This window comes from Falsiroseomonas oleicola, assembly GCF_019029495.1.
Classification (GTDB): domain Bacteria; phylum Pseudomonadota; class Alphaproteobacteria; order Acetobacterales; family Acetobacteraceae; genus Falsiroseomonas; species Falsiroseomonas oleicola.
Genome location: NZ_JAERQM010000008.1, coordinates 87,605 through 110,917 on the forward strand (window position 1 = coordinate 87,605; position 23,313 = coordinate 110,917).

The following is a 23,313-nucleotide window of genomic DNA, read 5'->3' on the forward strand; positions in this document are numbered from 1 at the left end:
AACGGCGGAAAGGCCCGCAAAGTTTCAGACCGTCAGCGCGGAGCTGCCCCGCACGATGGCCACCGCGCCGGTCCGGCTGACCTCCTTCAGCCCGATCGGCCGCATCAGGTTGCAGAAGGCGTCGATCTTGTCGGCATTGCCGGTCATCTCGAAGACGAAGCTTTCGGTCGTCGCATCCACCACCCGGGCGCGGAAGGCATCCGCCAGCCGCAGCGCCTCCACCCGATGCTCGCCGCTGCCCACCACCTTGATGAGCGCCAGTTCGCGCACGAGATGCGGCCCGGCCAGCGACAGGTCGGAGACCTTGTGCACCGGCACCAGCCGGTCGAGCTGCGCCTTGATCTGCTCGATCACCATCCCCGTGCCGGAAGTGACGACGGTGATGCGCGACAGGCGCCGATCCTCATCCACCGGGGCGACGGTCAGGCTTTCGATATTGTAGCCGCGGCCGGAGAACAGGCCGATGACGCGCGCGAGCACGCCGGCCTCGTTCTCCACCAGCACCGCGATGGTCGCGGAGCGGAAATTTTCCAGATTGTCGGACATGGGTTCAGCAGTTCAGCAGGAGGACAGGGGACGGCGGAGCAGGTCGGGCGAAGGTTCAGACCAGAACCTTGCCCTCATCCGTCACCCCGGCGACGCCACCCTCCTGCCCCGGGCCCAGGATCATCTCATTATGCGCGGCGCCCGAGGGGATCATCGGGAAGCAGTTCTCGTCCTTTGCCACCGCGATATCGGCGATCACGGGCCGGTCGGTCGCCAGCATTTCCCGGATCACGTCGTCGAGCTGGCTTTCCTCGGTCGCGCGCAGGCCGACGCCATGGAAGCTTTCGGCCAGCTTCACGAAGTCCGGCAGCGCCTCGGAATAGCTTTCGGAATAGCGGCCGCCATGCAGCAGTTCCTGCCACTGCCGCACCATGCCCATATATTCGTTGTTCAGGATGAACACCTTCACCGGCAGGCGGTACTGGCAGAGCGTCGCCATCTCCTGGATGTTCATCAGGATGCTGGCCTCGCCGGCGATGTCGATGACCAGCGCATCCGGATGCGCGATCTGCACGCCCATCGCCGCCGGCAGGCCGTAGCCCATGGTGCCGAGGCCGCCCGAGGTCATCCAGCGGTTCGGCTTCTCGAAGCCAAAGTACTGGGCGGCCCACATCTGGTGCTGGCCGACCTCCGTGGTGATGAAGGTCTCGCGGCCGGATTCCCGGGTGATCTCGTACAGCCGCTTCACCGCATGCTGCGGCTTGATGATCTTGCCCTGCTGGACATACTGAAGGCAGTTCTTGCCGCGCCACAGGTCGATCTGGCGCCACCACTCGGCCAGGGCCTCCCGCATCGGCGGCTGGCTGTCTTCCTTCCAGACCTGGATCATGGCGGCCAGGATCTGCCCGGCATCGCCGACGATCGGCACCTCCACCTTGACGTTCTTGTTGATGGAGGAGGGGTCGATATCGGCGTGGATCTTCTTCGAGCCCGGCGAGAAGAAGGCCAGGTTGCCGGTCACCCGGTCATCGAAGCGGGCGCCCATGTTCAGCATGACGTCGCAGCCATGCATGACCAGGTTGGCTTCATAGGTGCCGTGCATGCCGAGCATGCCGATGAATTGCGGGTCCTGGGACGGGAAGGCGCCGAGGCCCATCAGCGTATTGGTCACCGGGAAGCCGGTCAGATGCGCGAAGTCGGACAGCAGCCGCGCCGCCTCCGGCCCCGAATTGATGACGCCGCCGCCGGCATAGATCACCGGGCGCTTCGCCTGCTTCATCATCGCCACGGCCTTGCGCACCTGCGCCATGTCCGGGCTGGTGACGGGGCGGTAGGAGCGGTGCGGCTGGGCGGCGGGCGGCGCTTCCGTATAGGGCGCCTTGTTGATGAGGATGTCCTTCGGCAGGTCGATCACCACCGGGCCGGGACGGCCGCTGCGGGCGACGTGGAAGGCCTCATGCACCACCCGCGCCAGGTCTGCGCTGCGCTTCACCAGGTAGTTGTGCTTGGTGGCCGGGCGGGTGATGCCGGTGGTGTCGGCTTCCTGGAAGGCGTCATTGCCGATCAGATGCGTCGGCACCTGGCCGGTCAGGCAGACCAGCGGGATGCTGTCCATCAGCGCGTCCAGCAGCCCCGTCACGGCATTGGTGGCGCCGGGGCCGGAGGTGACCAGCACGCAGCCCACCTTGCCGGTGGAGCGGGCATAGCCTTCCGCCGCATGCACCGCGGCCTGTTCGTGGCGCACCAGGATGTGGCGGATGGCGTTCTGCTGGAAGATCGCGTCGTAGATCGGCAGCACCGCGCCGCCGGGATAGCCGAAGATGACCTCTACCCCCTGCTCCTTCAGCGCGCGAAGGACGACCTCGGCGCCCGACATCGTCAGGGGCTGCGTCGCGGCGTGCTGAGAGGTGGCGGACATGGGGTGGGTGGCTTTCCTGTGATCTGGCGGGTTGGCCCGGGGCGGTGCCACGGACGCGGTTTCCTTACCCCCGGTGCTGCGACGCGTCAACGCCCGGATAAACAAACATCCTCAAATGACCCAGAACACTTTCCGAAAGTTGCGAGAGACCATCGGCGCGCGCATGGATGCTATGCGCATGCTCCGGGCGCGCCAGCGCGTGATGGCGGAACCAGGTGGCCTGCCGCTTGGTGTACTGGCCCGTATTGAGGATCGCCCGCGCCGAGGCAGCGGCCAGTGTCATCCGCCCCTCCAGATGGGCGATCAGCTCCGGCACCCCATGCGCGCGCATCGCCGGCAGCGCTGGGTCCAGGCCCTGGGCGGCCAGCGCCCGCACTTCCTCCAGCGCGCCCTGGTCGAGCATCCCCTGCCAGCGCGCGGTGATGGCGGCGCGCAGCGCATCGCGCGGCGGGTCGAGCAGGATGGCGGCGAAGCGCCAGGGCGCCGGGCCGGTGCCCCCTTCCCGCTGCCAGTCCCGCAGGCCGCGGCCGGTGCCGGTCACCACCTCATAGGCCCGCGCCAGGCGCTGGCTGTCGGAGGGGCGCAGCGCCGCCGCCGTCTCCGGGTCCAGCACGGCGAGGCGGGCATGCAGCGCGGCCGGCCCCTCCTCCGCCAGCAACCGCCGCGCCTCCGCCCGCGCCGCCTCCGGGACGGGGGGAATGGCAGACAGGCCCTCGGTGAGGGAAAGGAAATACAGGCCCGTGCCGCCGCACAGGATCGGCACCCGCCCCGCCACCTGCGCCTCCGCCATCGCCGCCAGCGCCGCACCGCGCCACCAGGCGACTGTCCCCGCCTCCCCCGGCGGACGGACGCCGTAAAGAAGATGCGGCACCCGCGCCTCCTCGGCCGGCGTCGGCCGCGCGGTCAGCACCCGCAGCCCGGCATAGACCTGCATGGAATCGGCGTTGATGACCGTCCCGCCCAGGCTTTCGGCCAGCGCCAGGGCCAGGGCGCTCTTGCCGCTGGCGGTCGGACCCGCGACCAGGATCGCGGGCGGTTGTGCTGGCGTCATGGCAGTGGCACAGGGCGCGGGCCATGCCCCATATCCTGACCCTGGTCGCCGCCCCCGGCGCCCTCGACCCAGCCCTGGTTTCCCGCTGCCGCGCCGCGCTGACGGCCCTCGGCGCCACCCCCGGCGCGCCGGACTGGCTGGCGGAGGCGGAGGCGGTGGACCTGCCCTTCGAGAACGCCCCGGCCGAACTCGCCGCCGCCGCCGCCCGCACGGCGCTGGAGGGGGCGCCGGTGGATGCCATCGCCAGCCCGGCGGAGGGCCGCCGCAAGAAGCTGCTGGTCGCCGACATGGACAGCACCATCGTGACGTCGGAGACGCTGGACGAGATCGCCGCCTATGCCGGGCTGAAGGACCAGATCGCCGCCATCACCGCGCGCTCGATGAACGGGGAACTCGACTTCGCCCAGGCGCTGCACGCGCGCGTGGCCATGCTGGCCGGCCTGTCCGTCGATGCGCTGGAGGCCACCTGGGCGACCACGGAGATGATGCCCGGCGCCGCGACGCTCGTGGCCACCATGCGGGCCGATGGCGCTGTGTGCTGCCTCGCCTCCGGCGGCTTCACCTTCTTCACCGGGCGGGTCGCCCAAAAACTCGGCTTCGATCACCACGTCTCCAACACCCTGCTGATCGAGGGCGGCAAGCTGACCGGCAAGGTGGCCGAGCCGGTCTTCGACCGCAACGCCAAGCTGGCCACATTGACCCGGCTGGCGACCGAGAACGGGCTGCCGATGGCCGCGACCCTGGCGGTGGGCGACGGCGCCAACGACCTCGACATGATCGGCGCGGCCGGGCTGGGCGTGGCCTATCGCGCCAAGCCGATCGTGGCGGCGGCGGCCCGCGCCCGGGTGGACCATACGGACCTGCTGGCGCTGCTCTATGCGCAGGGGTTTCGGCGGACGGAGTTCCGGACGGGCTGATCCGCCCAGAAAAAAGCCCCCTTCCCGATCCGGGAAGAGGGCCCTTTCGTCGAGGCTCAGCCCAACCCGATCACCCCGGATTGCCGCGCGGCGCGGCGAGGCGCAGCGGCACCCAGCGCTGGCCCTGGGCGCTTTCGATCAGCAGCAGGGCCGTGGCGCGACCCTGGCGGCGCAGCGCCTCCAGCCGCGTCTGCACCTCGGCGGGGCTGTTCACCCGTTCCTGCTGCACTTCCACGATCACATCGCCCGGGCGCAGTTCACGCTCGGCGGCGGGGGTGCCGGGGGCGACCTCGGTGATGACCACGCCGCGGCTTTCGGGGCGCAGGCTGAAGCGCTCCCGCGCCTCCGGCGTGATCGGGCCGACCGTCAGGCCGAGGCCGGCGAGCTGCTGCGTCTGCGGCGCGGCCTCCGGCGTCGGGGCCGGGGTGCCGGCCTGGGCGGCCTCGTCGGGCAGTTCGGCGATGGTGATGGTCAGCGTCTGCTCCCGCCCGTCGCGCCAGACCACCACCGGCACCTGGGCGCCGACCGCGCTGTCGGCGACGATGCGCGGCAGGTTGCGCATCTCCCGCACCTCCTGCCCGTTGAAGCGCAGGATCACGTCGCCGGCCTGGATGCCGCCGCTGGCCGCCGGGCCGCCTTCCTGGGCGCGCGCCACCAGGGCGCCACGGGTGCCGCCCTGCAGGCCGAGGCTCTCGGCGATCTCATCCGTCACCTGCTGGATGTTCACGCCCAGCCAGCCGCGCCGCACCCGGCCGACATCGCGAAGCTGCGCGGCGATGTTGCGGGCGAGGTTGGAGGGGATGGAGAAGCCGATGCCGATCGAACCGCCGGAGGGAGAGTAGATGGCGGTGTTGATGCCGACCACCTCGCCCGCCAGGTTGAACAGCGGACCGCCGGAATTGCCGCGGTTGATGGCGGCATCGGTCTGGATGAAGTCGTCATACTGACCCTGGCGGATGTCGCGCCCGCGGGCGGAGACGATGCCGGCCGTGACCGAGCCACCAAGGCCGAAGGGGTTGCCGATGGCCAGCACCCAGTCGCCGACCAGGGCGGTGTCGCTGTCGCCGAAGGTGACGAAGGGCAAGGGCCTCTCCGGCCGCACCCGCAGCACGGCCACGTCGGTGCGGGGGTCCGCACCCACCAGCTCGGCCCGCAGCGTGGTGTTGTCGGACATCACCACATTGATCTCATCCGCGCCCTCGATGACGTGGTTGTTCGTCACGATGATGCCGGAGGCGTCGATGATGAAGCCGGAGCCGAGCGACTGGCCACGCCGCGTCGGCGGCTGGGGCCGGTTGGGCTGCTGGCCGCCGGGCGGGCGGTTGCGCTCCAGGAAGTCGCGGAAGAATTCCTCGAAGGGGCTGCCCGGCGGGGCCTGCGGCACGTCGGGCGCGCCGGGGCGGCGCTGCGCCTGGGCCTGGGCGGCGGCCTGGCTGGTCTGGATATTGACCACCGCCGGCAGCAGGCGCTGCGCCAGCGGCGCGAAGGTCATCGGCGCGCCCGGCGGCGGAATCTGGGCGAGGACGGGCGCCGGCACGGCGAGCGGCGCGGCCAGCGCCGCGACGAGGAGCAGGGGTGCGAAGCGCAAGGGCGGCGACCTTCTTCCGGATGGACTCGATGCCAGGGCGTGGCCCCAGGCAGCATGCGGCATGACATTGGCACGGGAGGGATGAATCGGAAGCCCAGTGCGGCATGACGAGGCTGTCACGCTCAAATCAGGACAATGATCCAGGCGGCCGTGACCCCGATCGTCGCCGCCACCAGCCCGAACTGCCGGAGCCGGTTGTCCGGCACGGTCAGCAGGCTGGCGATCATCCGCTTCATGGCGGCGGGGAAAAGGCCGTAGCAGAGGCCCTCCACCGCCAGCATCACCGCCACGCCCGCCAGGACGTGGCTGAACTCCAGCACCGGCTATTGTGGCGCCGGCGTCGGGGCCACCACCGCCGGCGGGGCGCTGGGGGCGGCAGGCGCCTGGGGCGCCGGAGCCTGGGACGCCGGAGCCTGAGGCGCCGGAGCCTGGGTCGTGGGCGCCTGGGCGGCGCCGGCGGCCGGGGCCGGCCGGCCACCCCTGCCCTGCGGCAGCAGGCTGTCCGGCATGCTCCCCCGGAAGTAGCGGAAGAACTCGCTGTCGGGCGACATCAGCAGCCGGGTCTCGCCACCCGAGAAGGCGTCCCGATAGGCCTGCATGCTCCGGTAGAACTGGAAGAACTCCGGATCCTGCTGGAAGGCCTCGGCGAAGATGCGGATCGCATCCTGCTCGCCCTGACCACGCAGGATGTCGGCCTGGGCCTGCGCCTCGGCCAGCAGCACGGTGCGCTCACGATCCGCGCCGGCGCGGATGCGGGTGGCTTCCTCCTGGCCGCGGGCGCGTTCCTCGGCCGCGACGCGCTGCCGTTCGGACTGCATGCGGGACAGGATGGCGTCGGTGTTCTGTTCCGGCAGGTCGGCGCGGCGGATGCGGACATCCAGCACCTCGATGCCGAAGGCCAGCATCTCCTCATTCACCAGGCGGCGGATCTCACCCATGATCCGGGCGCGGTCGTTCGACAGCACGGACAGCAGCGGCTCATTGCCCAGCACCCGCCGGACGGCGGAGGTGACGACGGAGTTGATGCGGGCACGGATGCCGGATTCCAGCGGGCCGACGGTCTGGTAGAAGCGCAGCGGGTCGGTGATGGAATAGCGGGTGAAGCTGTCCACGCTCAGCCGGCGCTGGTCGCCAAGGATGATCTCCTCCGCCGGCGCGTCGAAGTCGAGCAGGCGGCGGTCGAAGGCGATGACCGACTGCACGAAGGGAATCTTGGCATGCAGGCCCGGATCGCGGATCACGCGGATCGGCTCACCGAACTGGGTGATGAGCACCTGCTGGGTCTGGTGCACGGTGAAAAGGGTCGAGGCGGCAACCACCAGGACAACGGCAACGGCAACGCCGAGGGCGACGAGCTTGTTCATCGGGTCGCTCCCGCCGGGCGCGGCGCGTTATTGGGCTGCGGGGCGGGCTGCCCCCCCTGGCGCTGCGGCTGCAACGGGCCGGGCCGGGCCCCATCCAGGTTCAGGAAGGGCACCATGCCCTGCAGGTTGTTGTCGATCAGGATGGCCGGGTTGCGGCGCAGCACTTCCTCCATCGTCTCGATGTACATGCGGCGCACCGTCACGTCCTGCGCCACCTGATAGGCCGACAGCACGGAGAGGAAGCGTTGCGATTCACCGCGTGCGCGGGAGATCTGGCTTTCGCGGAAGCCCTCGGCCTCCTGCACCAGGCGCTGCGATTCACCGCGGGCGGCCGGGATGATGCCGTTGCGGTAGGATTCCGCCTCGTTCCGCGCACGCTCGCGGTCGGCGCCGGCGCGCTGCACGTCGATGAAGGCGTCCACCACGCGGGCCGGCGGCTGGGCGTTCTGGAGCTGCACCTGGGTGATTTCCACGCCGGCGCGATACTGGTCCATGATCCCCTGGGTGCCGGTGCGCACGGCCTGCTCGATCTGCGCGCGCGCCTCGGTCAGGGCCGGCTGGATCGGCGTGCGGCCGATCACCTCCCGCATCACGCTCTCGGCGGCGGATTTCACCGTGGCCTCGGCGTTGCGGGTGTTGAACAGGAAGTCGCCGGCATCGCGGATGCGCCAGAAGACGGCGAAGTCGATGTCGATGATGTTCTCGTCGCCCGTCAGCATCAGGCTTTCTTCCAGCACGTCCCGCGCCGGAATCGGGCGCACGGCCTGGCCGGAATCCGCAGCGGCGCGGAAGCCGACATCGACGCGGTTGATGCGGGTGACGCGCGGCGTGGTCACGCTCTCCACCGGCCAGGGCAGGTGGTAGTTCAGGCCCGGCTGGGTGGTCTGGGTATAGGCGCCGAAGCGCAGCACGATGCCCTGCTCATCCGCCTGCACCCGGTAGATGCCGGAGGCGAGCCAGCCGCCCACCAGCACCAGGGCCAGCAGGCCGAGGCCGGCACCGCCGAGGCCGCGCGGCAGCATGCGGCGTGCCGCATCCTGCGCCTGGCGGATCATGTCATCGAGGTCGGGTCCGCGGCCACCGCCGCCGCCGCCACCCTGGCCTCCGCCCGAAGGCGGCTGCGGCTGGCCCCAAGGTCCGCCGGGCCGGGGATTGCCCCAGGGGCTGGGTCCGCCGCTGCTGTTCCACGCCATCGGGCTTTAGGCCTCCTCCAAACGCAGTCAAAATCCTGCCACGCCACTCCGTCGATGGGGAGGGGTGCAGCAGCCGCGGCGACGGTCCATATGAGGCTCGTCATCCGCGGAGGAACCGAACCGGGACACCGGGCCGGGGTGGCGCACGCCAACCATCCGGTCTGACCGGAGGCCGGGCGGAATGGCGGGCATGCGCGCGCATGCGGCGTCATCGGCCGACGCGCGGGATATCGTATGGAACAGGGGGTTTTTCAAGCGATGGGCGAAGGGTTGGAGCAGGCGGTGCGCAACGCGCTGCGTGGGGTGCGCGACCCGGTCAGCGGCCAGGACGTGATCAGCGCCGGCATGGTGGACGGCCTCGCGGTGAAGGCCGGCATGGTGCAATTCGCCATCCAGGTGCCACGCGAACGGGCGCGGGAGAGTGAGCCGCTGCGCGCCGCCGCCGAACGCGCCGCCGCCGGCGTGCCGGGCGTGCTCTCCGCCACCGTGGTGCTGACCGCGCATCGGGCCGAGCCGGCGAAGCCCGCGCCGGAGCCCGGCCGCAAGGCGCCGCCGGGGGGCACGCCCGGCCAGGGCCAGATGCTGCTGCCCGATGTCGGCGCCATCATCGCGGTCGCCTCCGGCAAGGGCGGCGTCGGCAAGTCCACCACCGCCGTGAACCTGGCCGTGGCGCTGGCCATGCAGGGGCTGAAGGTCGGGCTGCTGGATGCGGATATCTATGGCCCTTCCCTGCCGCAGATGCTCGGCACCCGGGAACGCCCCCGGACTGAGGGGCAGCAGATCATCCCGCTGTCCCGCTGGGGGCTGAAGGCGATGTCCATCGGCTTCCTGGTGGAGGAGGAGACGCCGATGATCTGGCGCGGCCCGATGGTGATGGGCGCGCTGGAACAGCTCATGGGCCAGGTCGCCTGGGGCAAGCTGGACATCATGATCGTCGACATGCCGCCGGGCACCGGGGACGCCCAGCTCACCATGAGCCAGCGCGTGCCCCTGGCCGGCGCCGTCATCGTCTCCACACCCCAGGATGTGGCGCTGCTGGATGCGCGGCGCGGCGTCAGGATGTTCGAGCGGGTGGGCGTGAAGGTGCTCGGCCTGATCGAGAACATGGCCTTCTTCTGCTGCCCGAATTGCGGCCACCAGACCGATATCTTCGGCCATGGCGGCGCGCGGGCGGAGGCGGAGCGGCTCGGCGTGGAGTTCCTGGGCGAGTTGCCGCTGAAGCTGGCGATCCGCGAACTGGCCGATGCCGGCACCCCCATCGTCGCCGCGCGGCCGGAGACGGAGGAGGCCGCGACCTATCAGCGCATCGCGACCCGGCTGCGGGAGAAGCTGGCGGAGGGCGCGGCAACCCCCGCCGGCCCGAAGATCGTCATCGCGTAGAGAGCAGCGCCTCGGTCTCCGCCGCCACCGGCATCGAGGGTGCGGCGCCGGCGCGGGTGCAGGCCAGCGCGGCGGCGGCGGCGGCGCGGCGCATCGCGTCCTTCAGGCTCAACCCGCGATCGAGGCTGGCGGCGACCACGCCGCACCAGGTGTCGCCGGCGCCGGTCGTGTCCACCGGCATCATGGTGAAGGCGGGCATGGCGATGGCCCCCTCCGCGCCGGCGGCCTCCGCCCCCGCCGCGCCGCGCGTCACCGCGACGGTGATGCCGAGCGCCAGGTGCAGCGCGCCGGCGGTGGCTTCCGTGCCCAGGCGGGTGGCGAGCACCGCGGCCTCATGCTCGTTCAGCACCAGCAGGTGCAAGGCGCGCAGCGCCTCCTCCGGCATCTCGCGCGGCGGGGCGAGGTTCAGGATGCAGCGGGCGCCGGCCTCGGCGGCACGCAGGATCAGCGCCGCGACCTCCTCCGCCGGGACCTCCATCTGCATCAGCAGGGTCACGCCCGGATGCAGCGCCGCATCCTCCACCTGCGCCGCGCGGGTCATGCGGTTGGCGCCGGGGGCGACGGCGATCTGGTTGCGGCCCTCGGCATCGACGCAGATGCTGGCGACGCCGGTCGGCTCATCCACCGCGATCAGCCGCGAGAGGTCCACCCCGGCGTCGCGCATCGCGCCGAGGGCCACCTTGGCCAGCCCGTCCTCCCCCACACAGCCGACGAAGGCCACCTCCGCCCCATCGCGCGCGGCGGCGACGGCCTGGTTGCCGCCCTTGCCGCCGGCCATCTGGGCAAAGCCCTCGCCGAGCACGGTTTCGCCGGGCGCCGGCAGGTTGGGGACGGTGAAGACGAGGTCCGTATTGACGGAGCCGAAGACGAGAATGCTCATTCCGCGAACATGCGCCCGGCCCGGGCGCGGTCATAGAGATTCGCTATAAGGGCCTCGAAGGCCGGCGCGACGGCGCGGGCCGGTGCCATGCGGCCATGGGTCGCGGCCTCGGCGATGCCGGCATGGCGCCAATGGCCGGTGCCGATGACGCCCTGGAGAAAACCCTGGGCGCGGTCGCAGGCCATGGCGAAGCGGGCCTCGGGGGTCTCGCCGTCCTCGAATTCCTCCCACAGCCCGCGCAGCCTGGCGCCGAGGTCGGGTGGCAGGATGCCGAAGACGATGTCGGCGGCGGCCTTTTCGCGCGCCGCCTGGGTCAGCAGGTGGGCCTCGTCATAGGCAAAGGTGTCGCCGGCCTCGATCTCCACCAGGTCATGGGCGGCGATCATCGCCAGGGCATGGCCGAGGTCGGGGCGCGGCTCCGGCATCTCGCCATGCAGCAGCAGGGCCACCAGGGCGACGTTCCAGCAATGCTCGGCGGAGTTCTCGCGGCGGGAGGTGCCGTCCGGATGGGCGGTCTCGCCCCGGCGCTCGATGTGCTTGAGGCGGTCGGCCAGGGCCAGGAAGCCGATCAGGGCGGCGGTGCGGTCGGCATCCATCTTTGTCTCTTTCAGACTCCGGCCGTCCAGCGGCCGAGCAGGAAGCCGAACAGCACGGCGCCGCCCAGCAGCGCCACGACCTCCCCGAACATGGCATGGGCCAGCGGCAGGCCGAGGGTAATGAGCGCCACCAGCAGCGCCACCTTCCACCAGCGCGTCAGCCAATCCAGCCGCGCCGGCGCCGCCGCCTTGCCGCGCGGCCGGGACGCGCCCTTGGCGCGGCCGGCGGCGGGGCGCGGGCTGGCCGGGCGGGTGCGGGGGGCCCGAGCCGGGGCCTCAGGCGGCGGCACGACCAAGCGTCTCCATCAATTCGCGCCATTCGCGCTTGGACAGGCCGGAGGCCGCCTGGTCCACCGCCTCCCCCGCCAGCATCCGCCGCAGGATGCCGAGCATCTGGGCGGAGAGGGTGACGGCGCCCAGGCGGTAGTCGCGGAAGGCCGCGGTGGCGATCGGCACCCAGGCCTCGGCGCTTTGCATCATCGCCTCGGCATAAACGCGGATCTCGTACTGGGCGTGGGCGTCGGCGCGCAGCGACAGGAAGTGGAACAGGTTGTGGAGGTCCGTCTTCCAGTACCATTGCGTATAGGCGTTCAGCGTCAGGTTCATTCTCCCGAGTTCGCGGGCCAGCCCCTGCCGGCCCGGATCGATCGGGTCCCCCTGCTCATCCTCGTTCAGCATCTCGACATAGTGGTCGTAGTTGCGGGTCGCATCCTCCCGCAGCAGGTCCAGGACCCGTGCGGCTTCCGCGCCCTCCAGCACTGCCCCCCGGCCCTGCCGGTTCATGGAGGACTGCGCGGCCAGGTTCTCGGGGGCCGGGATGTAGAATTCGCGGTCGAGGATCGAATAGCGCGCCGAGTATTCGTTCACATTGGCGGTGCGGTGGCGGATCCATTGCCGGGCGACGAAGATCGGCAGCTTCACGTGATACTTGATCTCGCACATCTCGAAGGGGGTCGAGTGGCGGTGACGCATCAGGTAGCGGATCAGGCCACGATCCTCGGTCACCGCGCGGGTGCCGCGGCCATAGGAAACGCGGGCAGCCTGCACGATGGCGGCATCGTCGCCCATATAGTCGACCACCCGGACGAAGCCGTGGTCGAGCACCGGGGTGGCGGTGAACAGCATGTCTTCCAGGGCCGGCACGGTCGGCCGCCGGGTGGCATGCGCGGCGCTGCGCGCGGCGTCGATTTCCTGCTGCTGGGCGTCGGTGAGCGCCATGACGAGTCGTCCAAAGGTCAAAGGTGGCGCTTCACTAGCCCATGACGCCGGGGGCGGCACCCCCTTTGCGGGTCGGCACCACCTGCCCCTGGATTCTGCCGCGCGATGCGCCTACATAGGTGTCGTCGCCTCGGCGACTATGGTGATAAACGCGACCTGGAATAATCGTTGCGGACCCGGGGGCAGTGCCCGGCGCCTCCACCAAACCCTGCCTCGGCAGGACCATGGGGGCGAAACAGCTTCGACGCGCGTGGTAAAGAGGTCGTTTTTGCCCGGCATTGTACCGCCGTTATCGGGCTAATCTCTAAGTGCGAACGACAATAGCCGCGAGGCTTACGCACTCGCTGCCTGAATAAGGTAAGCGCGGTTCGGGGGGCACCGGGCAACAGAAGCCCCCCACTCTCACGCCTCTTTCGCACCCGGCGCCCCGGGACTATGGTCCGCGCAAAGGGAATTCCGCATGAGTGATGACGCACGTCCGGCCGACAGCCTTATCCCCTATGACCGCTGGACCGACGACGCGCTGCGCGAGGTCGTGATGCGCGCGCTGGAGCTGGCGGGGCGCGAAGGCCTGCCCGGCGAGCACCATTTCTATATCACCTTCCGCACCGACCATGCCGGCACCAAGGTTCCGGGCCATCTGAAGGCCCGCTACCCGCAGGAAATGACCGTGGTCCTGCAGCACCAGTTCGAGGCGCTGACGGTCGACCGGGTCGCCAACCTGTTCTCCGTGCGGCTGCATTTCGGCGGCGTGCCCTCCACCCTCGTGGTGCCCTTCGCCGCCCTGGCCGGCTTCGCCGACCCCGCCGTGCGCTACGGCCTGCGCTTCCAGCCCAGCATGGAGGAGGCCCCGGTCGAGGAACCCGCGCCGCCCGAGCCGGAAGCCGCCCCCGCCCCGCCGGAGGCCCCCGCCCAGGTGGTCAGCCTGGACGCTTTCCGGCGCCGCCCCGCGCGGGACTGATCCCGCCTGCCCCGACCATCCGGGGCTGAATTCCTGCCGACCCCACGAGGCGCCGCCCACCCTGCGTGCCGGCGCCCACGGAGAACCGCCGTGTCCGCACCGCTCGACCTCGACTCGCCCGTGATCGCGCCGACCCGGCCCGAGGGCTTTCGGTACAGCCCGATGTATCCGCTGGGCGCCGATTCCACGCCCTATCGCAAGCTGGACATCCAGGGCGTCAGCACCGCGACCTGCGACGGTCAGACCGTGCTGAAGATCAAGCCACAGGCGCTCGAAGAACTGGCCTTCGCCGCCTGCAAGGACGTCTCCCACCTGCTGCGCCCGGCGCACCTGGCCCAGCTCGCGAAGATTTTGCAGGACCCGGAGGCGAGCCCGAATGACCGCTTCGTGGCGCTCGACCTGCTGAAGAACGCGAATATCGCCGCCGGCGGCGTGCTGCCCATGTGCCAGGACACCGGCACCGCCATCGTCTTCGGCAAGAAGGGCCAGCGCGTCTGGGTCGAGGGCGATGAGGAGGAGGCGCTGAGCTACGGCGTCCACCGCACCTATACCGAGACCAACCTGCGCTATTCGCAGATGGCCCCCCTGACCATGTGGGACGAGGTGAATACCGGCAACAACCTGCCGGTGGAATTCTCCATCATGGCGGAGCCGGGCGATCACCACGCGGATGAGATGAAGCTGATGTTCGTCCTCAAGGGCGGCGGATCGGCCAACAAGACCTTTCTCTATCAGCAGACCCGGGCCGTTCTGAACAAGCCGAAGCTGCTGGCCTTCCTGGAAGACAAGATCAAGACGCTGGGCACCAGCGCCTGCCCGCCCTACCACCTGGCCATCGTCATCGGCGGCACCAGCGCGGAGGCGAACCTCAAGACGGTGAAGCTGGCCTCCACCAAATGGCTGGACGCGCTGCCGACCGAGGGCAGCAAGGCCGGCCACGCTTTCCGGGACGTGGAATTCGAGGCGGAAGTCCATAAGCTGACCCAGAACCTGGGCATCGGCGCGCAATTCGGCGGCAAGTACTTTTGTCATGACGTGCGTGTGGTGCGGCTGCCGCGGCACGGGGCTTCGCTGCCGATCGGGATCGGCGTTTCGTGCTCGGCCGACCGGCAGATCAAAGCCAAGATCACACCGGAAGGGGTGTTCCTGGAGCAGCTGGAGCAGGATCCGGCGCATTACCTGCCGGCGGCGACCGACGAGATCCTGGGCGGCGACGTGGTGCGGATCGACCTGAACCAGCCGATGGCGGCGATCCGGGCAGAGCTGTCGAAGCATCCGGTGAAGACCCGCGTCTCCTTGACCGGCACGGTGGTGGTGGCGCGCGACATCGCCCATGCCAAGCTCCAGGAACGGCTGGATCGTGGCGAGGGTCTTCCCGACTACCTGAAGAACCATCCCGTCTATTACGCCGGCCCCGCCAAGACCCCCGATGGCTACGCCACGGGCAGCTTCGGCCCGACCACCGCCGGGCGCATGGACAGCTATGTCGAAGCCTTCCAGAAGGCCGGCGGATCGCTGGTGATGCTGGCCAAGGGCAATCGCAGCAAGGCGGTGCTGAAGGCCTGCCAATCCTACGGCGGCTTCTACCTGGGTTCCGTCGGCGGCCCCGCCGCCCGGCTGGCGCAGGACTGCATCCGCAAGGTCGAAGTGCTGGAATATCCGGAGCTTGGGATGGAGGCCGTCTGGCGGATCGAGGTCGAGGATTTTCCTGCGTTCATCGTGGTGGATGACAAGGGGAACGACTTCTACGAAGGCCTGGAATAGATGCTGGAGCTTCGGCCGAATTGCGAATGCTGCGGGCGCGACCTGCCGCCCGATTCGGCCGAGGCGCTGATCTGTTCCTTCGAATGCACCTGGTGCCGGGACTGCGCGGCCCATCGCCTGGCCGGCGGTCTCTGCCCGAATTGCGGCGGCAACCTGGTGCCGCGGCCGATCCGGCCGGCGGGGAAGCTGGAGCGCTTCCCGGCCTCCGCGACCCGCAAGCGCAGTACCCTGCCCGCCTGTAGCTGAGCCGGGCGAGGCGTCGAAGGCGCGGATTGTTCTCCGCGCGCCCCCTCACCCTGGGGGGAGAGGGTTCCCGTTCACCGCGGCCGGATCGCCACCGCCTGCACTTCCTCATCCGCCCGCGCCTCGAAGGTCAGCCCGGCCTTGCCGGCGTTCACCGACCGCAAGATGCCCACCCCGATGATCAGCGCCTCATCCGACGCCTGCCGCACCAGGGCGGCGAGCTGGCGGCTGCGCTCCGCATTGTCCAGCGTGCCCCGCGCGCGCTGGATCAGCGCATCCATCTCCGGCGTGCCGGCGCCCGTGAAGTTCAGCGCGCCCAGCCCTGTCACCACGCCGCGGCGATGCAGCTGGGAGCCGATGAGGTAGGAGGTCTCGCCGGTCAGCGACCCGAAGACCGTCACGAAGACGCCGTAGTCGCGACGGTTGCGGCGCGGCAGGAAGGTCGCCTGCGGCACCACCTCCACCGTCGTGCGGATGCCGATGCGGGTCCAGGCGGCGGCCGCCGCCTGGCAGATGCGGGGCGTGCGGTTGGGCGAGCAGAACAGGTTCAGCCCGAAACCCTGGCCCCAGCCGGCTTCCGCCAGCAGCGCCCGCGCCGCGGCGAGGTCCGCCGCCGGCACCGGGCGGTCGGCCACGGCGCCGAAGATGAAGGGCGGCACCGGCTGGTCCGTCGGGTCGGCGAATCCTTCCAGGATCGTCCGCGCGATCCCCTCCCGGTTCAGGGCGAGCGACATGGCGCTGCGCACGCGGACATCCTTCATCGGGTTGCGGCCGCCGGCATCGATGCCCGGCGCATCGTCCCGCTCCACATCCGGATAGATGTTCACGGCATAGATCGAGGGGCCGGCGAAGAGCGCGACGCGGGAATCGCCGCGGATGCGCTCGGCATCCTGAAGCGGCACGTTGTTGATGAAGTCCACGTCGCCGGCCAGCAGCGCGCCCACGCGCGCCGCATCGTTCGGGATCGGAGTCATGCTCACCGTCTGCCACGGCACGTTGCCGCCCCACCAGGTCTCGTTCCGGCGCAGCACCAGGGGATCGTTGGCGCGCCAGTTCTCCAGCCGGAACGGCCCGGTGCCGATCACGGCGCGGCCGGAATTGAACTCCGCATTGCCGAGATCGGCCACGGATCGCGGCACGATGAAGATCTGCGTCAGGTTGGTCGGCAGGTTCGGCGTCGGCCCGCTGGTGCGGACGCGGAAGGTGAGGTCGTCCACCACCTCCACCCCGGTCACACCCGCCAGGTAGATGGTGTAGGGGTTGGGGTTCCCGGGCACATTCGGCACCCGGGCGAAGGAGGCCGCGACATCGGCCGAGGTCAGCGGCGAACCGTCATGGAATCGCACGCCGGGCCGCAGCTTGAACTCCCAGGTCGTGTCATCCACCACCCGCCAGGATTCGGCCAGGCCCGGCTTCAGCGCCATGCTCGGGTCGCGCGCCACCAGCGTGTCGAAGATGTTCCGCAGCGCGCCGGTGTTCGACAGGTTGAGCAGCCAGTGCGGGTCCATCGTGCTGGGCGGCGCCTGGATGCCGATTCGCAGCGTCTGCGCCTCGGCGGAGGCCAGAAGCCCCGTCGGCGCGGCCAGCAGCGACAGGCCCAGGGCAAGGCGTTTGACGAGGCTCATATGGTGCGATCCTTGGCTGCCATTCGCCCGGGCGGGCGCGATTCCGGCAGAGTGCCACCCTCCCGCCGCCGGCGCACCGGTGTCGCGGCGCCTTTTGCGGCGGAAGGCGGCCCTTCCTGCCGCGGCGACAGTGGGATATGGCTTCCGCGACACCCAGCCACACTCCGGGAACCAACCCCTACATGGCCCGTACCCGCTTCTCCTCCGGCAGCCGGTTCGAAGAAGAGATCGGCTATTCCCGCGCCGTCATCGATGGCGACTGGATCTTCGTCTCCGGCACCACCGGCTACGACTACGCGACCATGACCATCGAGCCCGGCGTGGTCGAGCAGTGCGAGCAGACCTTCAAGAACATCGAGACCGCCCTGCGCCAGGCCGGCGGCCGCATCGACGACATCCTGCGCGTCACCTTCATCCTGCCCGACCGCGCCGATTGGCCGCCCTGCTGGCCGGTGGTGAAGAAGTGGCTCGGCCGGGCCAGGCCTGCCTCCACCATGATGGTGGCCGGGCTCCAGGGGCCGGAGATGCGGATCGAGATCGAGGTGACGGCCCGCCTGCGCCGCCGCGATGGGGACAAATAGGCCATGCGCTTCGCCGTCGACCGGCTGGACCACCTCGTCATCACCTGCGCCGATGTCGGCACCAGCGCCAATTGGTATGAGCGCGTGCTGGGCATGGAGCGTGAGAGCTATGGCGAGCAGCGCCGCACCGCGGTGAAATTCGGTGGCCAGAAAATCAACCTGCGGCCGCGCGATGCCAGCCAGGCCGAGTGGTTCTCCTCCGTGGTGGCGGAGCCGGGGACGCAGGATCTGTGCTTCATCGTCACCGTCTCCGCCGACGACATTGCCGCGCATCTGCGGAGCTGCGGCGTGACGGTGGAGCTGGGGCCGGTGGCCAAGGCGGGCGCGCTCGGTCCCATCACCTCGGTCTATTGCCGCGACCCGGATGGCAACCTGATCGAGATCGCGACCTATGGGGACCGATTCACGGAATAAGTATCCGTGATGGGCGTGCGGCCCCCTTGGCCCCTATCTCTCCGACCAAGGAGATCCGCATGACCCAGGCCACCCGCAGCGAGACCGACAGCCTCGGCACCATCGACATCCCGGCCGACCGGCTCTGGGGACCGCAGACCGAGCGCGCGCGGCAGCTGTTCCGCATCGGCTCGGAGCGTTTTCCGCCCGGTCTGATCCGCGCGGTCGGATTGCAGAAGCAGGCCGCGGCTCAGGCCAATGCCCAGCTGGGGGAGCTGCCCGCGGACATCGCGGAGCCCATCGCGGCGGCGGCGGCGGAGGTTGCCGCCGGGCAGCACGACGCCGAATTCCCCCTGCCCGTCTGGCAGACCGGCAGCGGCACCCAGACCAATATGAATGCGAATGAGGTCATCTCGAACCTCGCCAACCGGGCGCTGGGCCAGCCGCTTGGCAGCCGCAAGCCGGTGCATCCGAACGACCACGTCAATCGCGGCCAGTCCTCCAATGACAGCTTCCCCACCGTCATGCATGTGGCGGCGGCGGAGGCGGTGGCGGGGCGGCTGATCCCGGCACTCGGCGTGCTGCATGCCAGCCTGGACCGGCGCGCGCGGGAATGGGCCGGGCTGACCAAGATCGGCCGCACCCATATGATGGATGCCGTGCCGGTCACCCTCGGCCAGGAAGCCGCAGCCTGGGCCTGCCAGGTGGAGCTCGGCATCGCCCGGCTGCGCGATGCCCTGCCCCGGCTGATGCCCTTGGCCCAGGGCGGGACGGCGGCGGGCACCGGGCTCAACACCCATCCGGATTTTGCCCGCACTTTCGCCGGCATCATGGCGGAACTGACCGGCCTGCCCTTCACCGCGAACAAAAATCCCTTCGAAGGGATGGGCGCGCATGACGCGCTGGTGGAGCTTTCCGGCGCCCTGAACACCATCGCCGTGTCGCTCAACAAGATTGGCAATGACGTGCGGCTGCTCGGCAGCGGGCCGCGCGCCGGGCTTTCGGAACTGGTGATCCCCGCCGATGGCCTGTCCAGCAGCATCATGCCGGGCAAGACCAATCCCACCCAGTCCGAGGCGATGACCATGGTCTGCGCCCAGGTGATGGGCAACCATGTGACCGTCACCATCGGCGGCGCCCAGGGCCATCTGGAGCTGAACGTCTTCAAGCCCGTCATCATCCAGGCGGTGCTGCAATCCGCCGGGCTGCTGGCCGATGTGGCCGAGAGCTTCGCCCAGAACATGGTCGACAAGCTGGAGCCGAACCGGGCGAAGCTGGCGGACAATCTCGGCAAGTCGCTGATGCTGGTCACCGCCCTGAACCCGCGCATCGGCTACGACAAGGCCGTCGCCATCGCCAAGAAGGCCCTGGCCGAGGACATCACCCTGAAGGCCGCCGCCGCGGCACTCGGCCATGTGTCGGAAGCCGATTTCGACCGCTGGGTGCGGCCGGAGGACATGCTGCGCCCCGGCGGCACGCTGGACGGCGGCGGGTGAGACCAAATCCTGCCCACAGTCGCCGGCACGGGTCTGCGCGCGTCCGGCTGCGCCAAAGTTGCGGCCGGCACCGTGCGGCGCCTCGGCCGGCTGTGCCGGCGGCAGGTTCCGATCCATGGGATCTGGCATGAGGCATCTGCGGAAACGCTCCTTCCGCCTCGCCGGCCACCGCACCTCCGTGGCGCTGGAACCCGAATTCTGGACGGTGCTGGAGGCCGCGGCACAGCAGCAGGGGCTGAGCCTCGCAGCGCTGGTCGCGGCGGTTGATGCGGCGCGGCCTGACCCCACCCTGCCCCTGGCCAGCGCGCTGCGCGTGGAGGCGCTGCGCCGGGCCGCCCCTCACCCGGCCTCGACGGCCGCCTGATCCGCCGCGACCCGGTCCTTGTTCCGCAGGAACCAGAGCCGCTCATGCGCCGCGCAAAGCGTCTCGGCGACGCGGCGACGGTCGCGCATCGGCTGCCGCGCATTGTTCATCGCAACCTCGCAGCACTCCAGCAGCATGCGCGCGGTTTCCAGATCGTCATGGTCGCAGGCGTGATGGAAGGCCAACAGGATCTTGTCCGACAGCCTTCGTGTGTAGATCGGCTTGTGCCCAGCGCCGTCGGGCGTCTCCGTCATGCCTCTTCCCCAATTGATTGACCCTGGTCCATCGGGACCAGCCTCCGGGGTGGATGCATCACAAAAACGTGATAAATAAAATAGTATCGAAGGTCAGCCGCGCTCCGCCCGCCAACGCGCCCAGGCGGAGGTCTCCGGCAGCCGGCGCGGTTCCTCGACCGGTCCGTTGAGACGCAGGCCCAGATCAGGGGCATCCGGCATGGCGGGCCGCGCCAGCACGCGCAGATCCAGCGTCGCGCGCGGCAGGTCGATGCCGCCTTCCAGGGTGGCGGAAGCCGCGCCTTCCGCCGCCAGTCGAACCGCCTCCAGCCGCAGCCGGCCGGCGGCCAGGGTGGCGGTGCCCTGCAACTGATCGAAAGCGGTCGCACCGGCCAGCAGCGCCTCGCGGATCACCGCCTCCGCCGCCAGGGCATCCGAAGCGGCGGAGGCGGCGGCGGCGGCCGCCAGATCGAAGCCGGTCAGGACGCCATCGCGCAGATCGACCTCCAGCCGCCCGGACAGCGAGGCGAGCAGCGCCGCCGGGCTGTGCCCGCCCGCCGTCAGATCGAAGCCCAGATTGCCACGCGCCGCCGTCAGGTCGACCGGCACGCCGAACAGCGGCGCGCCAAGCGTCACATCGGCAAGCCGCCCCCGCAGCGCCATGCGCGGCGGCAGCCCAGGCTCGGTCTCTGCCGTCAGCGTCGCTTCCACCTGGCCGCCGGCGAGCCGGGCGCGCAAGCCTTCCAGCCGGAGCTGCCCCTCGCCCAGGAACAGTGTCGCGGCCGCCGCCTCGGCCACCGCCGCCCCGATCATCAGCCGCCCGGCCTCCACCGCCAGTTCCGCATCCAGCGCCGCCAGCGCTGGCAGTCCGAGCGGGCTGGTGGCGCGCCAGCCGGGGAAGGGCAGTGGCAGGGTCTCCGCCGTGATGCGGCCGGTCAGGCGGGGGCGGGCGCCGGCGGCCAGCGCCACCGCGCCCCGCGCCCGCAAGGCGGCGGCGACCAGTTCGAAACTCTCCGCCCGGATCTCCCGCGGTCCAGCCGCGAGGTTGGCGATCAGGGAGAAGGACCCCTCCCCCATCCACTCCCCGACGCTCAGCCCGAAAGCCTCCGAGAGCAGGCGCGGGGCGCCGGGATGGCGCAGGGTCAGGACCAGATTGCCGCTGCGCTGGGGCGCGTTCAGTGTGCCATTGGCCTCCAGCCGCAATTCGCCAAGGTCCAGGTTGCCGCGCAGCGCCAGCGCCTCCATCGCGCCACCGCCGGACAGGCGCAGCGCCAGCGGCAGGTCGACCAGCGCGGCGCCGGCCGGCCAGCCGCCCGGCAGCAGGGCGGCGAGGCCGCGGGCATTGGGGCCGGTCGCCTCGATATTCAGGTCCTGGAGCCGCAGCTGCGGGGCCAGCGCCAGCACGCCGGAGGCGGTGAGATCGACCTCCGCCAGCCGGCCGGACAGCCGGCGCAGCGTCAGCCGGCCACCTTCCAGCGCCGCATCCAGGGCGGCGCGCTGCATCACCGCATCCCGCAGCACGACGCGCTCGGCCGCCAGGCGCAGGTTGAGGTCGACGGTGCCCAGCGCGCGGCCGGCGCGTGTGGGATCGAAGCCCTGGGGCAGCCAGCGCGCGAGGTCCAGCGTGTCGATGGACAGGCCGAGGCCGAGCGCCGGGCGCGGGCCATGGCGCAGCACCCCGGCGCCGGAGATCTGGATGTCGCCGAAACTCGCCACCAGCTCCGGCATCGCCGCCTGCGCTTCCTCCAGCACCAGGCGCATCCGGCCCTCGCCACGGCGCAGCAGCGTCGGGTCCAGCTCCTCCACCGGCAGGCCCAGCGCGGCGAGGCTGGTGCGGATGTCGGGGCCGGCGAAGCGGGCGCTGAGTTCCAGCCTCTGGCCCGCCGTGGCGCCGGCAAGGTCGAGCTGTGTTTCCCCGGGCAGCAGCAGGGAGATGTCGGAGAGCGTCAGCCGGCCTTCCTCCAGGAAGGCGGCGCCGCGCAGCCGGCGCAGGGTGATGCCGCGGAACATCCCGGCCTCGGCCGAGAGGTCGATGGAGATCGGCCAGGGTCGCGTGCCCGCCCCCCGCAGCGCGCCCACCCAGCCATCCAGGTCCAGCCGCCCGGCGACCAGCGCGATATCCAGCCGTGGCGCCGGCGCCAGCCGCAGCGCGATGGCGCCGCGTGCCGGATTGCCGGCGATCTCGATCGCCAGTTCATCCGCCGCGATCAGCTCGGCGGAAGCACTCAGCCGGCCGGCGGCGCGGAAGGCCCCGGCGGGGCTGGGCAACAGGGCGGAGAGGTCGGGGCCGCTGGCCTCCACCGTGCCTTCGAAGCCGGTGCCGGGAATCAGCACGCCGCGTGCATTGCCGAGGATCTCGGGCAGCACCAGCGCCACCTCGAAGGTCGAGACACCGTCCCAGCCGGGCCGGCCGAGGGAGGCGGTGAAGCGGGTGGCGCGGCCGTTCCAGGTGAAGGCGCCGGCCATTTCCAGCGTCTGCGCGGCGCCGCCGGAGGTCAGCCGCGCGGTGACCCCTTCCAGCACCGCATCGCCGACCCGGACCAGGCCATCCTCCAGATTCGCATCGAGCTGGGTGATCCAGGCCGGCGGGCGCAGGGCCAGCATCGGGCCGGGGGGCCAGGGCAGGGTCAGTTCGGCGCCGACCAGCGCGATCTCCCGCGGGGAGAGCGTGCCGCGCAGCAGCGCCGGCAGGTCGAGCCGCACGCGCAGCAGGCGCGCGGTGAAGCTGTATTCCTCCCCCGCCTCCCCCACCGCGACGCCGCCGGCGCGGACCACGGGCTGCGGCAGCAAAGCGAGCTCGACGGGGCCTTCCAGCGTCACCGGCCGGCCGAGCTGGTCGGAGGCGAGTTCGGCCAGGCGTGCGCGCCAGGGCTCCCAATCGACGAAGCGCGGCCCGAACCAGAGGCCGCCGATGACGACCAGGACCAGCAGGGCGAGTGCGGCGAGAAGGCGCTTCATGAGCATGGGGCTGGAAAGCCCTCTCCCCCTGACAGGGGGAGGTTGCGGCACTGCCGCAACGCCGAAGGCTGGTTGGGTGAGGGGGTCACAGCCGAATCGAGCCG

The 23,313-nt window shown here is 70.7% G+C and carries 23 protein-coding genes and 1 other RNA gene; 10 read left to right on the plus strand and 14 right to left on the minus strand.

Translation table 11 applies throughout. The features are described from left to right. Nucleotides 1-24: 24 nt before the first annotated feature. From ilvN to miaA, 3 genes are all read right to left on the minus strand, one after another. Nucleotides 25-546 (minus strand): acetolactate synthase small subunit, encoded by a 522-nt coding sequence (gene ilvN / locus JJQ90_RS22655; protein ID WP_216878558.1) that lies wholly within the window; start codon nucleotides 544-546, stop codon nucleotides 25-27. Between the two features lie 55 nt (nucleotides 547-601). Next, nucleotides 602-2,404, minus strand: coding sequence for an acetolactate synthase 3 large subunit (locus tag JJQ90_RS22660; RefSeq protein WP_216878559.1), 1,803 nt, complete (start codon nucleotides 2,402-2,404; stop codon nucleotides 602-604). Between the two features lie 64 nt (nucleotides 2,405-2,468). Further along, nucleotides 2,469-3,455, minus strand: coding sequence for a tRNA (adenosine(37)-N6)-dimethylallyltransferase MiaA (miaA, locus tag JJQ90_RS22665; RefSeq protein WP_216878560.1), 987 nt, complete (start codon nucleotides 3,453-3,455; stop codon nucleotides 2,469-2,471). Nucleotides 3,456-3,478: 23 nt separating this feature from the next. Here miaA and serB point away from each other — a divergent pair, with 23 nt between their 5' ends. Continuing rightward, nucleotides 3,479-4,372 (plus strand): phosphoserine phosphatase SerB, encoded by an 894-nt coding sequence (gene serB / locus JJQ90_RS22670; RefSeq protein WP_216878561.1) that lies wholly within the window; start codon nucleotides 3,479-3,481, stop codon nucleotides 4,370-4,372. Between the two features lie 70 nt (nucleotides 4,373-4,442). Here serB and JJQ90_RS22675 read toward each other — a convergent pair whose 3' ends face one another. The 4 genes from JJQ90_RS22675 to hflK all read right to left on the minus strand — a co-directional run bounded on the left by JJQ90_RS22675 (nucleotide 4,443) and on the right by hflK (nucleotide 8,379). Continuing rightward, nucleotides 4,443-5,960, minus strand: a complete 1,518-nt coding sequence (locus tag JJQ90_RS22675; RefSeq protein ID WP_230410907.1) for a DegQ family serine endoprotease — start codon at nucleotides 5,958-5,960, stop codon at nucleotides 4,443-4,445. Between the two features lie 122 nt (nucleotides 5,961-6,082). Next, nucleotides 6,083-6,280, minus strand: a complete 198-nt coding sequence (locus JJQ90_RS22680) for a DUF2065 domain-containing protein (RefSeq protein WP_329959500.1) — start codon at nucleotides 6,278-6,280, stop codon at nucleotides 6,083-6,085. A gap of 3 nt (nucleotides 6,281-6,283) precedes the next feature. Continuing rightward, on the minus strand, nucleotides 6,284-7,324 hold the full coding sequence (hflC, locus tag JJQ90_RS22685; RefSeq protein WP_216878563.1) for a protease modulator HflC: 1,041 nt from the start codon (nucleotides 7,322-7,324) through the stop codon (nucleotides 6,284-6,286). Beyond that, nucleotides 7,321-8,379: an FtsH protease activity modulator HflK gene (gene hflK / locus JJQ90_RS22690; RefSeq protein ID WP_329959501.1), complete on the minus strand. Its 1,059-nt coding sequence runs from the start codon at nucleotides 8,377-8,379 to the stop codon at nucleotides 7,321-7,323. The genes hflC and hflK overlap by 4 nt, the downstream gene beginning before the upstream one ends. Nucleotides 8,380-8,775: 396 nt before the next feature. Between hflK and JJQ90_RS22695 the strand changes: the two genes are divergently transcribed. Then, complete coding sequence (locus JJQ90_RS22695; RefSeq protein WP_216878565.1) at nucleotides 8,776-9,897, plus strand: Mrp/NBP35 family ATP-binding protein; 1,122 nt, start codon at nucleotides 8,776-8,778, stop codon at nucleotides 9,895-9,897. Here the strand turns inward: JJQ90_RS22695 and JJQ90_RS22700 are convergent. The 4 genes from JJQ90_RS22700 to thyX are packed head-to-tail and all read right to left on the minus strand — an operon-like array spanning nucleotide 9,887 to nucleotide 12,591. Next, nucleotides 9,887-10,777: a ribokinase gene (locus JJQ90_RS22700; RefSeq protein ID WP_216878566.1), complete on the minus strand. Its 891-nt coding sequence runs from the start codon at nucleotides 10,775-10,777 to the stop codon at nucleotides 9,887-9,889. The two genes, JJQ90_RS22695 and JJQ90_RS22700, sit on opposite strands and share 11 nt — an antisense overlap. Continuing rightward, entirely contained in the window at nucleotides 10,774-11,373 is a 600-nt protein-coding gene (locus JJQ90_RS22705) for an HD domain-containing protein (RefSeq protein ID WP_216878567.1), read from the minus strand. The genes JJQ90_RS22700 and JJQ90_RS22705 overlap by 4 nt, the downstream gene beginning before the upstream one ends. 11 nt (nucleotides 11,374-11,384) lie before the next feature. Continuing rightward, a complete protein-coding gene (locus tag JJQ90_RS22710) occupies nucleotides 11,385-11,663 on the minus strand; it encodes a hypothetical protein (RefSeq protein WP_216878568.1) in 279 nt (92 codons plus the stop codon). Then, nucleotides 11,650-12,591, minus strand: a complete 942-nt coding sequence (thyX, locus tag JJQ90_RS22715; RefSeq protein WP_216878569.1) for an FAD-dependent thymidylate synthase — start codon at nucleotides 12,589-12,591, stop codon at nucleotides 11,650-11,652. The genes JJQ90_RS22710 and thyX overlap by 14 nt, the downstream gene beginning before the upstream one ends. An 85-nt stretch (nucleotides 12,592-12,676) precedes the next feature. Between thyX and ssrA the strand changes: the two genes are divergently transcribed. From ssrA to JJQ90_RS22735, 4 genes are all read left to right on the plus strand, one after another. Continuing rightward, nucleotides 12,677-12,992, plus strand: a transfer-messenger RNA (tmRNA) gene (ssrA, locus tag JJQ90_RS22720). Between the two features lie 59 nt (nucleotides 12,993-13,051). Beyond that, entirely contained in the window at nucleotides 13,052-13,552 is a 501-nt protein-coding gene (locus tag JJQ90_RS22725) for an SspB family protein (RefSeq protein WP_216878570.1), read from the plus strand. 162 nt (nucleotides 13,553-13,714) lie between these two features. After that, the gene (locus tag JJQ90_RS22730) at nucleotides 13,715-15,316 is read left to right on the plus strand and encodes a fumarate hydratase (RefSeq protein ID WP_216878695.1); all 1,602 of its coding nucleotides are present in this window, start codon (nucleotides 13,715-13,717) and stop codon (nucleotides 15,314-15,316) included. Continuing rightward, nucleotides 15,317-15,562, plus strand: coding sequence for a DUF1272 domain-containing protein (locus JJQ90_RS22735; RefSeq protein ID WP_216878571.1), 246 nt, complete (start codon nucleotides 15,317-15,319; stop codon nucleotides 15,560-15,562). 71 nt (nucleotides 15,563-15,633) lie between these two features. Here JJQ90_RS22735 and JJQ90_RS22740 read toward each other — a convergent pair whose 3' ends face one another. Beyond that, nucleotides 15,634-17,184, minus strand: a complete 1,551-nt coding sequence (locus tag JJQ90_RS22740; RefSeq protein WP_216878572.1) for an ABC transporter substrate-binding protein — start codon at nucleotides 17,182-17,184, stop codon at nucleotides 15,634-15,636. A 182-nt stretch (nucleotides 17,185-17,366) separates the two neighbouring features. On the opposite strand from JJQ90_RS22740, the gene JJQ90_RS22745 reads away from it, so the two are divergent. The 4 genes from JJQ90_RS22745 to JJQ90_RS22760 all read left to right on the plus strand — a co-directional run bounded on the left by JJQ90_RS22745 (nucleotide 17,367) and on the right by JJQ90_RS22760 (nucleotide 20,018). Beyond that, a complete protein-coding gene (locus JJQ90_RS22745; protein ID WP_216878573.1) occupies nucleotides 17,367-17,765 on the plus strand; it encodes a RidA family protein in 399 nt (132 codons plus the stop codon). Between the two features lie 3 nt (nucleotides 17,766-17,768). Further along, entirely contained in the window at nucleotides 17,769-18,179 is a 411-nt protein-coding gene (locus JJQ90_RS22750; RefSeq protein ID WP_216878574.1) for a VOC family protein, read from the plus strand. Nucleotides 18,180-18,238: 59 nt separating this feature from the next. After that, nucleotides 18,239-19,654, plus strand: a complete 1,416-nt coding sequence (locus JJQ90_RS22755) for a class II fumarate hydratase (protein ID WP_216878575.1) — start codon at nucleotides 18,239-18,241, stop codon at nucleotides 19,652-19,654. 127 nt (nucleotides 19,655-19,781) lie between these two features. Beyond that, entirely contained in the window at nucleotides 19,782-20,018 is a 237-nt protein-coding gene (locus JJQ90_RS22760; RefSeq protein WP_216878576.1) for a ribbon-helix-helix domain-containing protein, read from the plus strand. Here JJQ90_RS22760 and JJQ90_RS22765 read toward each other — a convergent pair. Further along, the gene (locus JJQ90_RS22765) at nucleotides 19,994-20,272 is read right to left on the minus strand and encodes a hypothetical protein (RefSeq protein ID WP_216878577.1); all 279 of its coding nucleotides are present in this window, start codon (nucleotides 20,270-20,272) and stop codon (nucleotides 19,994-19,996) included. The genes JJQ90_RS22760 and JJQ90_RS22765 overlap by 25 nt on opposite strands. Nucleotides 20,273-20,365: 93 nt before the next feature. Further along, complete coding sequence (locus tag JJQ90_RS22770; protein ID WP_216878578.1) at nucleotides 20,366-23,209, minus strand: AsmA family protein; 2,844 nt, start codon at nucleotides 23,207-23,209, stop codon at nucleotides 20,366-20,368. Between the last annotated feature and the right edge of the window lie 104 nt (nucleotides 23,210-23,313).

Bases quoted from the DNA above. Each gene is read 5' to 3' on its own strand.
- ilvN (WP_216878558.1), bottom strand. From the start codon at position 546: ATGTCCGACAATCTGGAAAATTTCCGCTCCGCGACCATCGCGGTGCTG.
- JJQ90_RS22660 (WP_216878559.1), bottom strand. From the start codon at position 2,404: ATGTCCGCCACCTCTCAGCACGCCGCGACGCAGCCCCTGACGATGTCG.
- miaA (WP_216878560.1), bottom strand. From the start codon at position 3,455: ATGACGCCAGCACAACCGCCCGCGATCCTGGTCGCGGGTCCGACCGCC.
- serB (WP_216878561.1), top strand. From the start codon at position 3,479: ATGCCCCATATCCTGACCCTGGTCGCCGCCCCCGGCGCCCTCGACCCA.
- hflC (WP_216878563.1), bottom strand. From the start codon at position 7,324: ATGAACAAGCTCGTCGCCCTCGGCGTTGCCGTTGCCGTTGTCCTGGTG.
- hflK (WP_329959501.1), bottom strand. From the start codon at position 8,379: ATGATCCGCCAGGCGCAGGATGCGGCACGCCGCATGCTGCCGCGCGGC.
- JJQ90_RS22695 (WP_216878565.1), top strand. From the start codon at position 8,776: ATGGGCGAAGGGTTGGAGCAGGCGGTGCGCAACGCGCTGCGTGGGGTG.
- JJQ90_RS22700 (WP_216878566.1), bottom strand. From the start codon at position 10,777: ATGAGCATTCTCGTCTTCGGCTCCGTCAATACGGACCTCGTCTTCACC.
- JJQ90_RS22705 (WP_216878567.1), bottom strand. From the start codon at position 11,373: ATGGATGCCGACCGCACCGCCGCCCTGATCGGCTTCCTGGCCCTGGCC.
- thyX (WP_216878569.1), bottom strand. From the start codon at position 12,591: ATGGCGCTCACCGACGCCCAGCAGCAGGAAATCGACGCCGCGCGCAGC.
- JJQ90_RS22725 (WP_216878570.1), top strand. From the start codon at position 13,052: ATGAGTGATGACGCACGTCCGGCCGACAGCCTTATCCCCTATGACCGC.
- JJQ90_RS22730 (WP_216878695.1), top strand. From the start codon at position 13,715: ATGTATCCGCTGGGCGCCGATTCCACGCCCTATCGCAAGCTGGACATC.
- JJQ90_RS22735 (WP_216878571.1), top strand. From the start codon at position 15,317: ATGCTGGAGCTTCGGCCGAATTGCGAATGCTGCGGGCGCGACCTGCCG.
- JJQ90_RS22740 (WP_216878572.1), bottom strand. From the start codon at position 17,184: ATGAGCCTCGTCAAACGCCTTGCCCTGGGCCTGTCGCTGCTGGCCGCG.
- JJQ90_RS22745 (WP_216878573.1), top strand. From the start codon at position 17,367: ATGGCCCGTACCCGCTTCTCCTCCGGCAGCCGGTTCGAAGAAGAGATC.
- JJQ90_RS22750 (WP_216878574.1), top strand. From the start codon at position 17,769: ATGCGCTTCGCCGTCGACCGGCTGGACCACCTCGTCATCACCTGCGCC.
- JJQ90_RS22755 (WP_216878575.1), top strand. From the start codon at position 18,239: ATGACCCAGGCCACCCGCAGCGAGACCGACAGCCTCGGCACCATCGAC.
- JJQ90_RS22760 (WP_216878576.1), top strand. From the start codon at position 19,782: ATGAGGCATCTGCGGAAACGCTCCTTCCGCCTCGCCGGCCACCGCACC.
- JJQ90_RS22765 (WP_216878577.1), bottom strand. From the start codon at position 20,272: ATGACGGAGACGCCCGACGGCGCTGGGCACAAGCCGATCTACACACGA.
- JJQ90_RS22770 (WP_216878578.1), bottom strand. From the start codon at position 23,209: ATGAAGCGCCTTCTCGCCGCACTCGCCCTGCTGGTCCTGGTCGTCATC.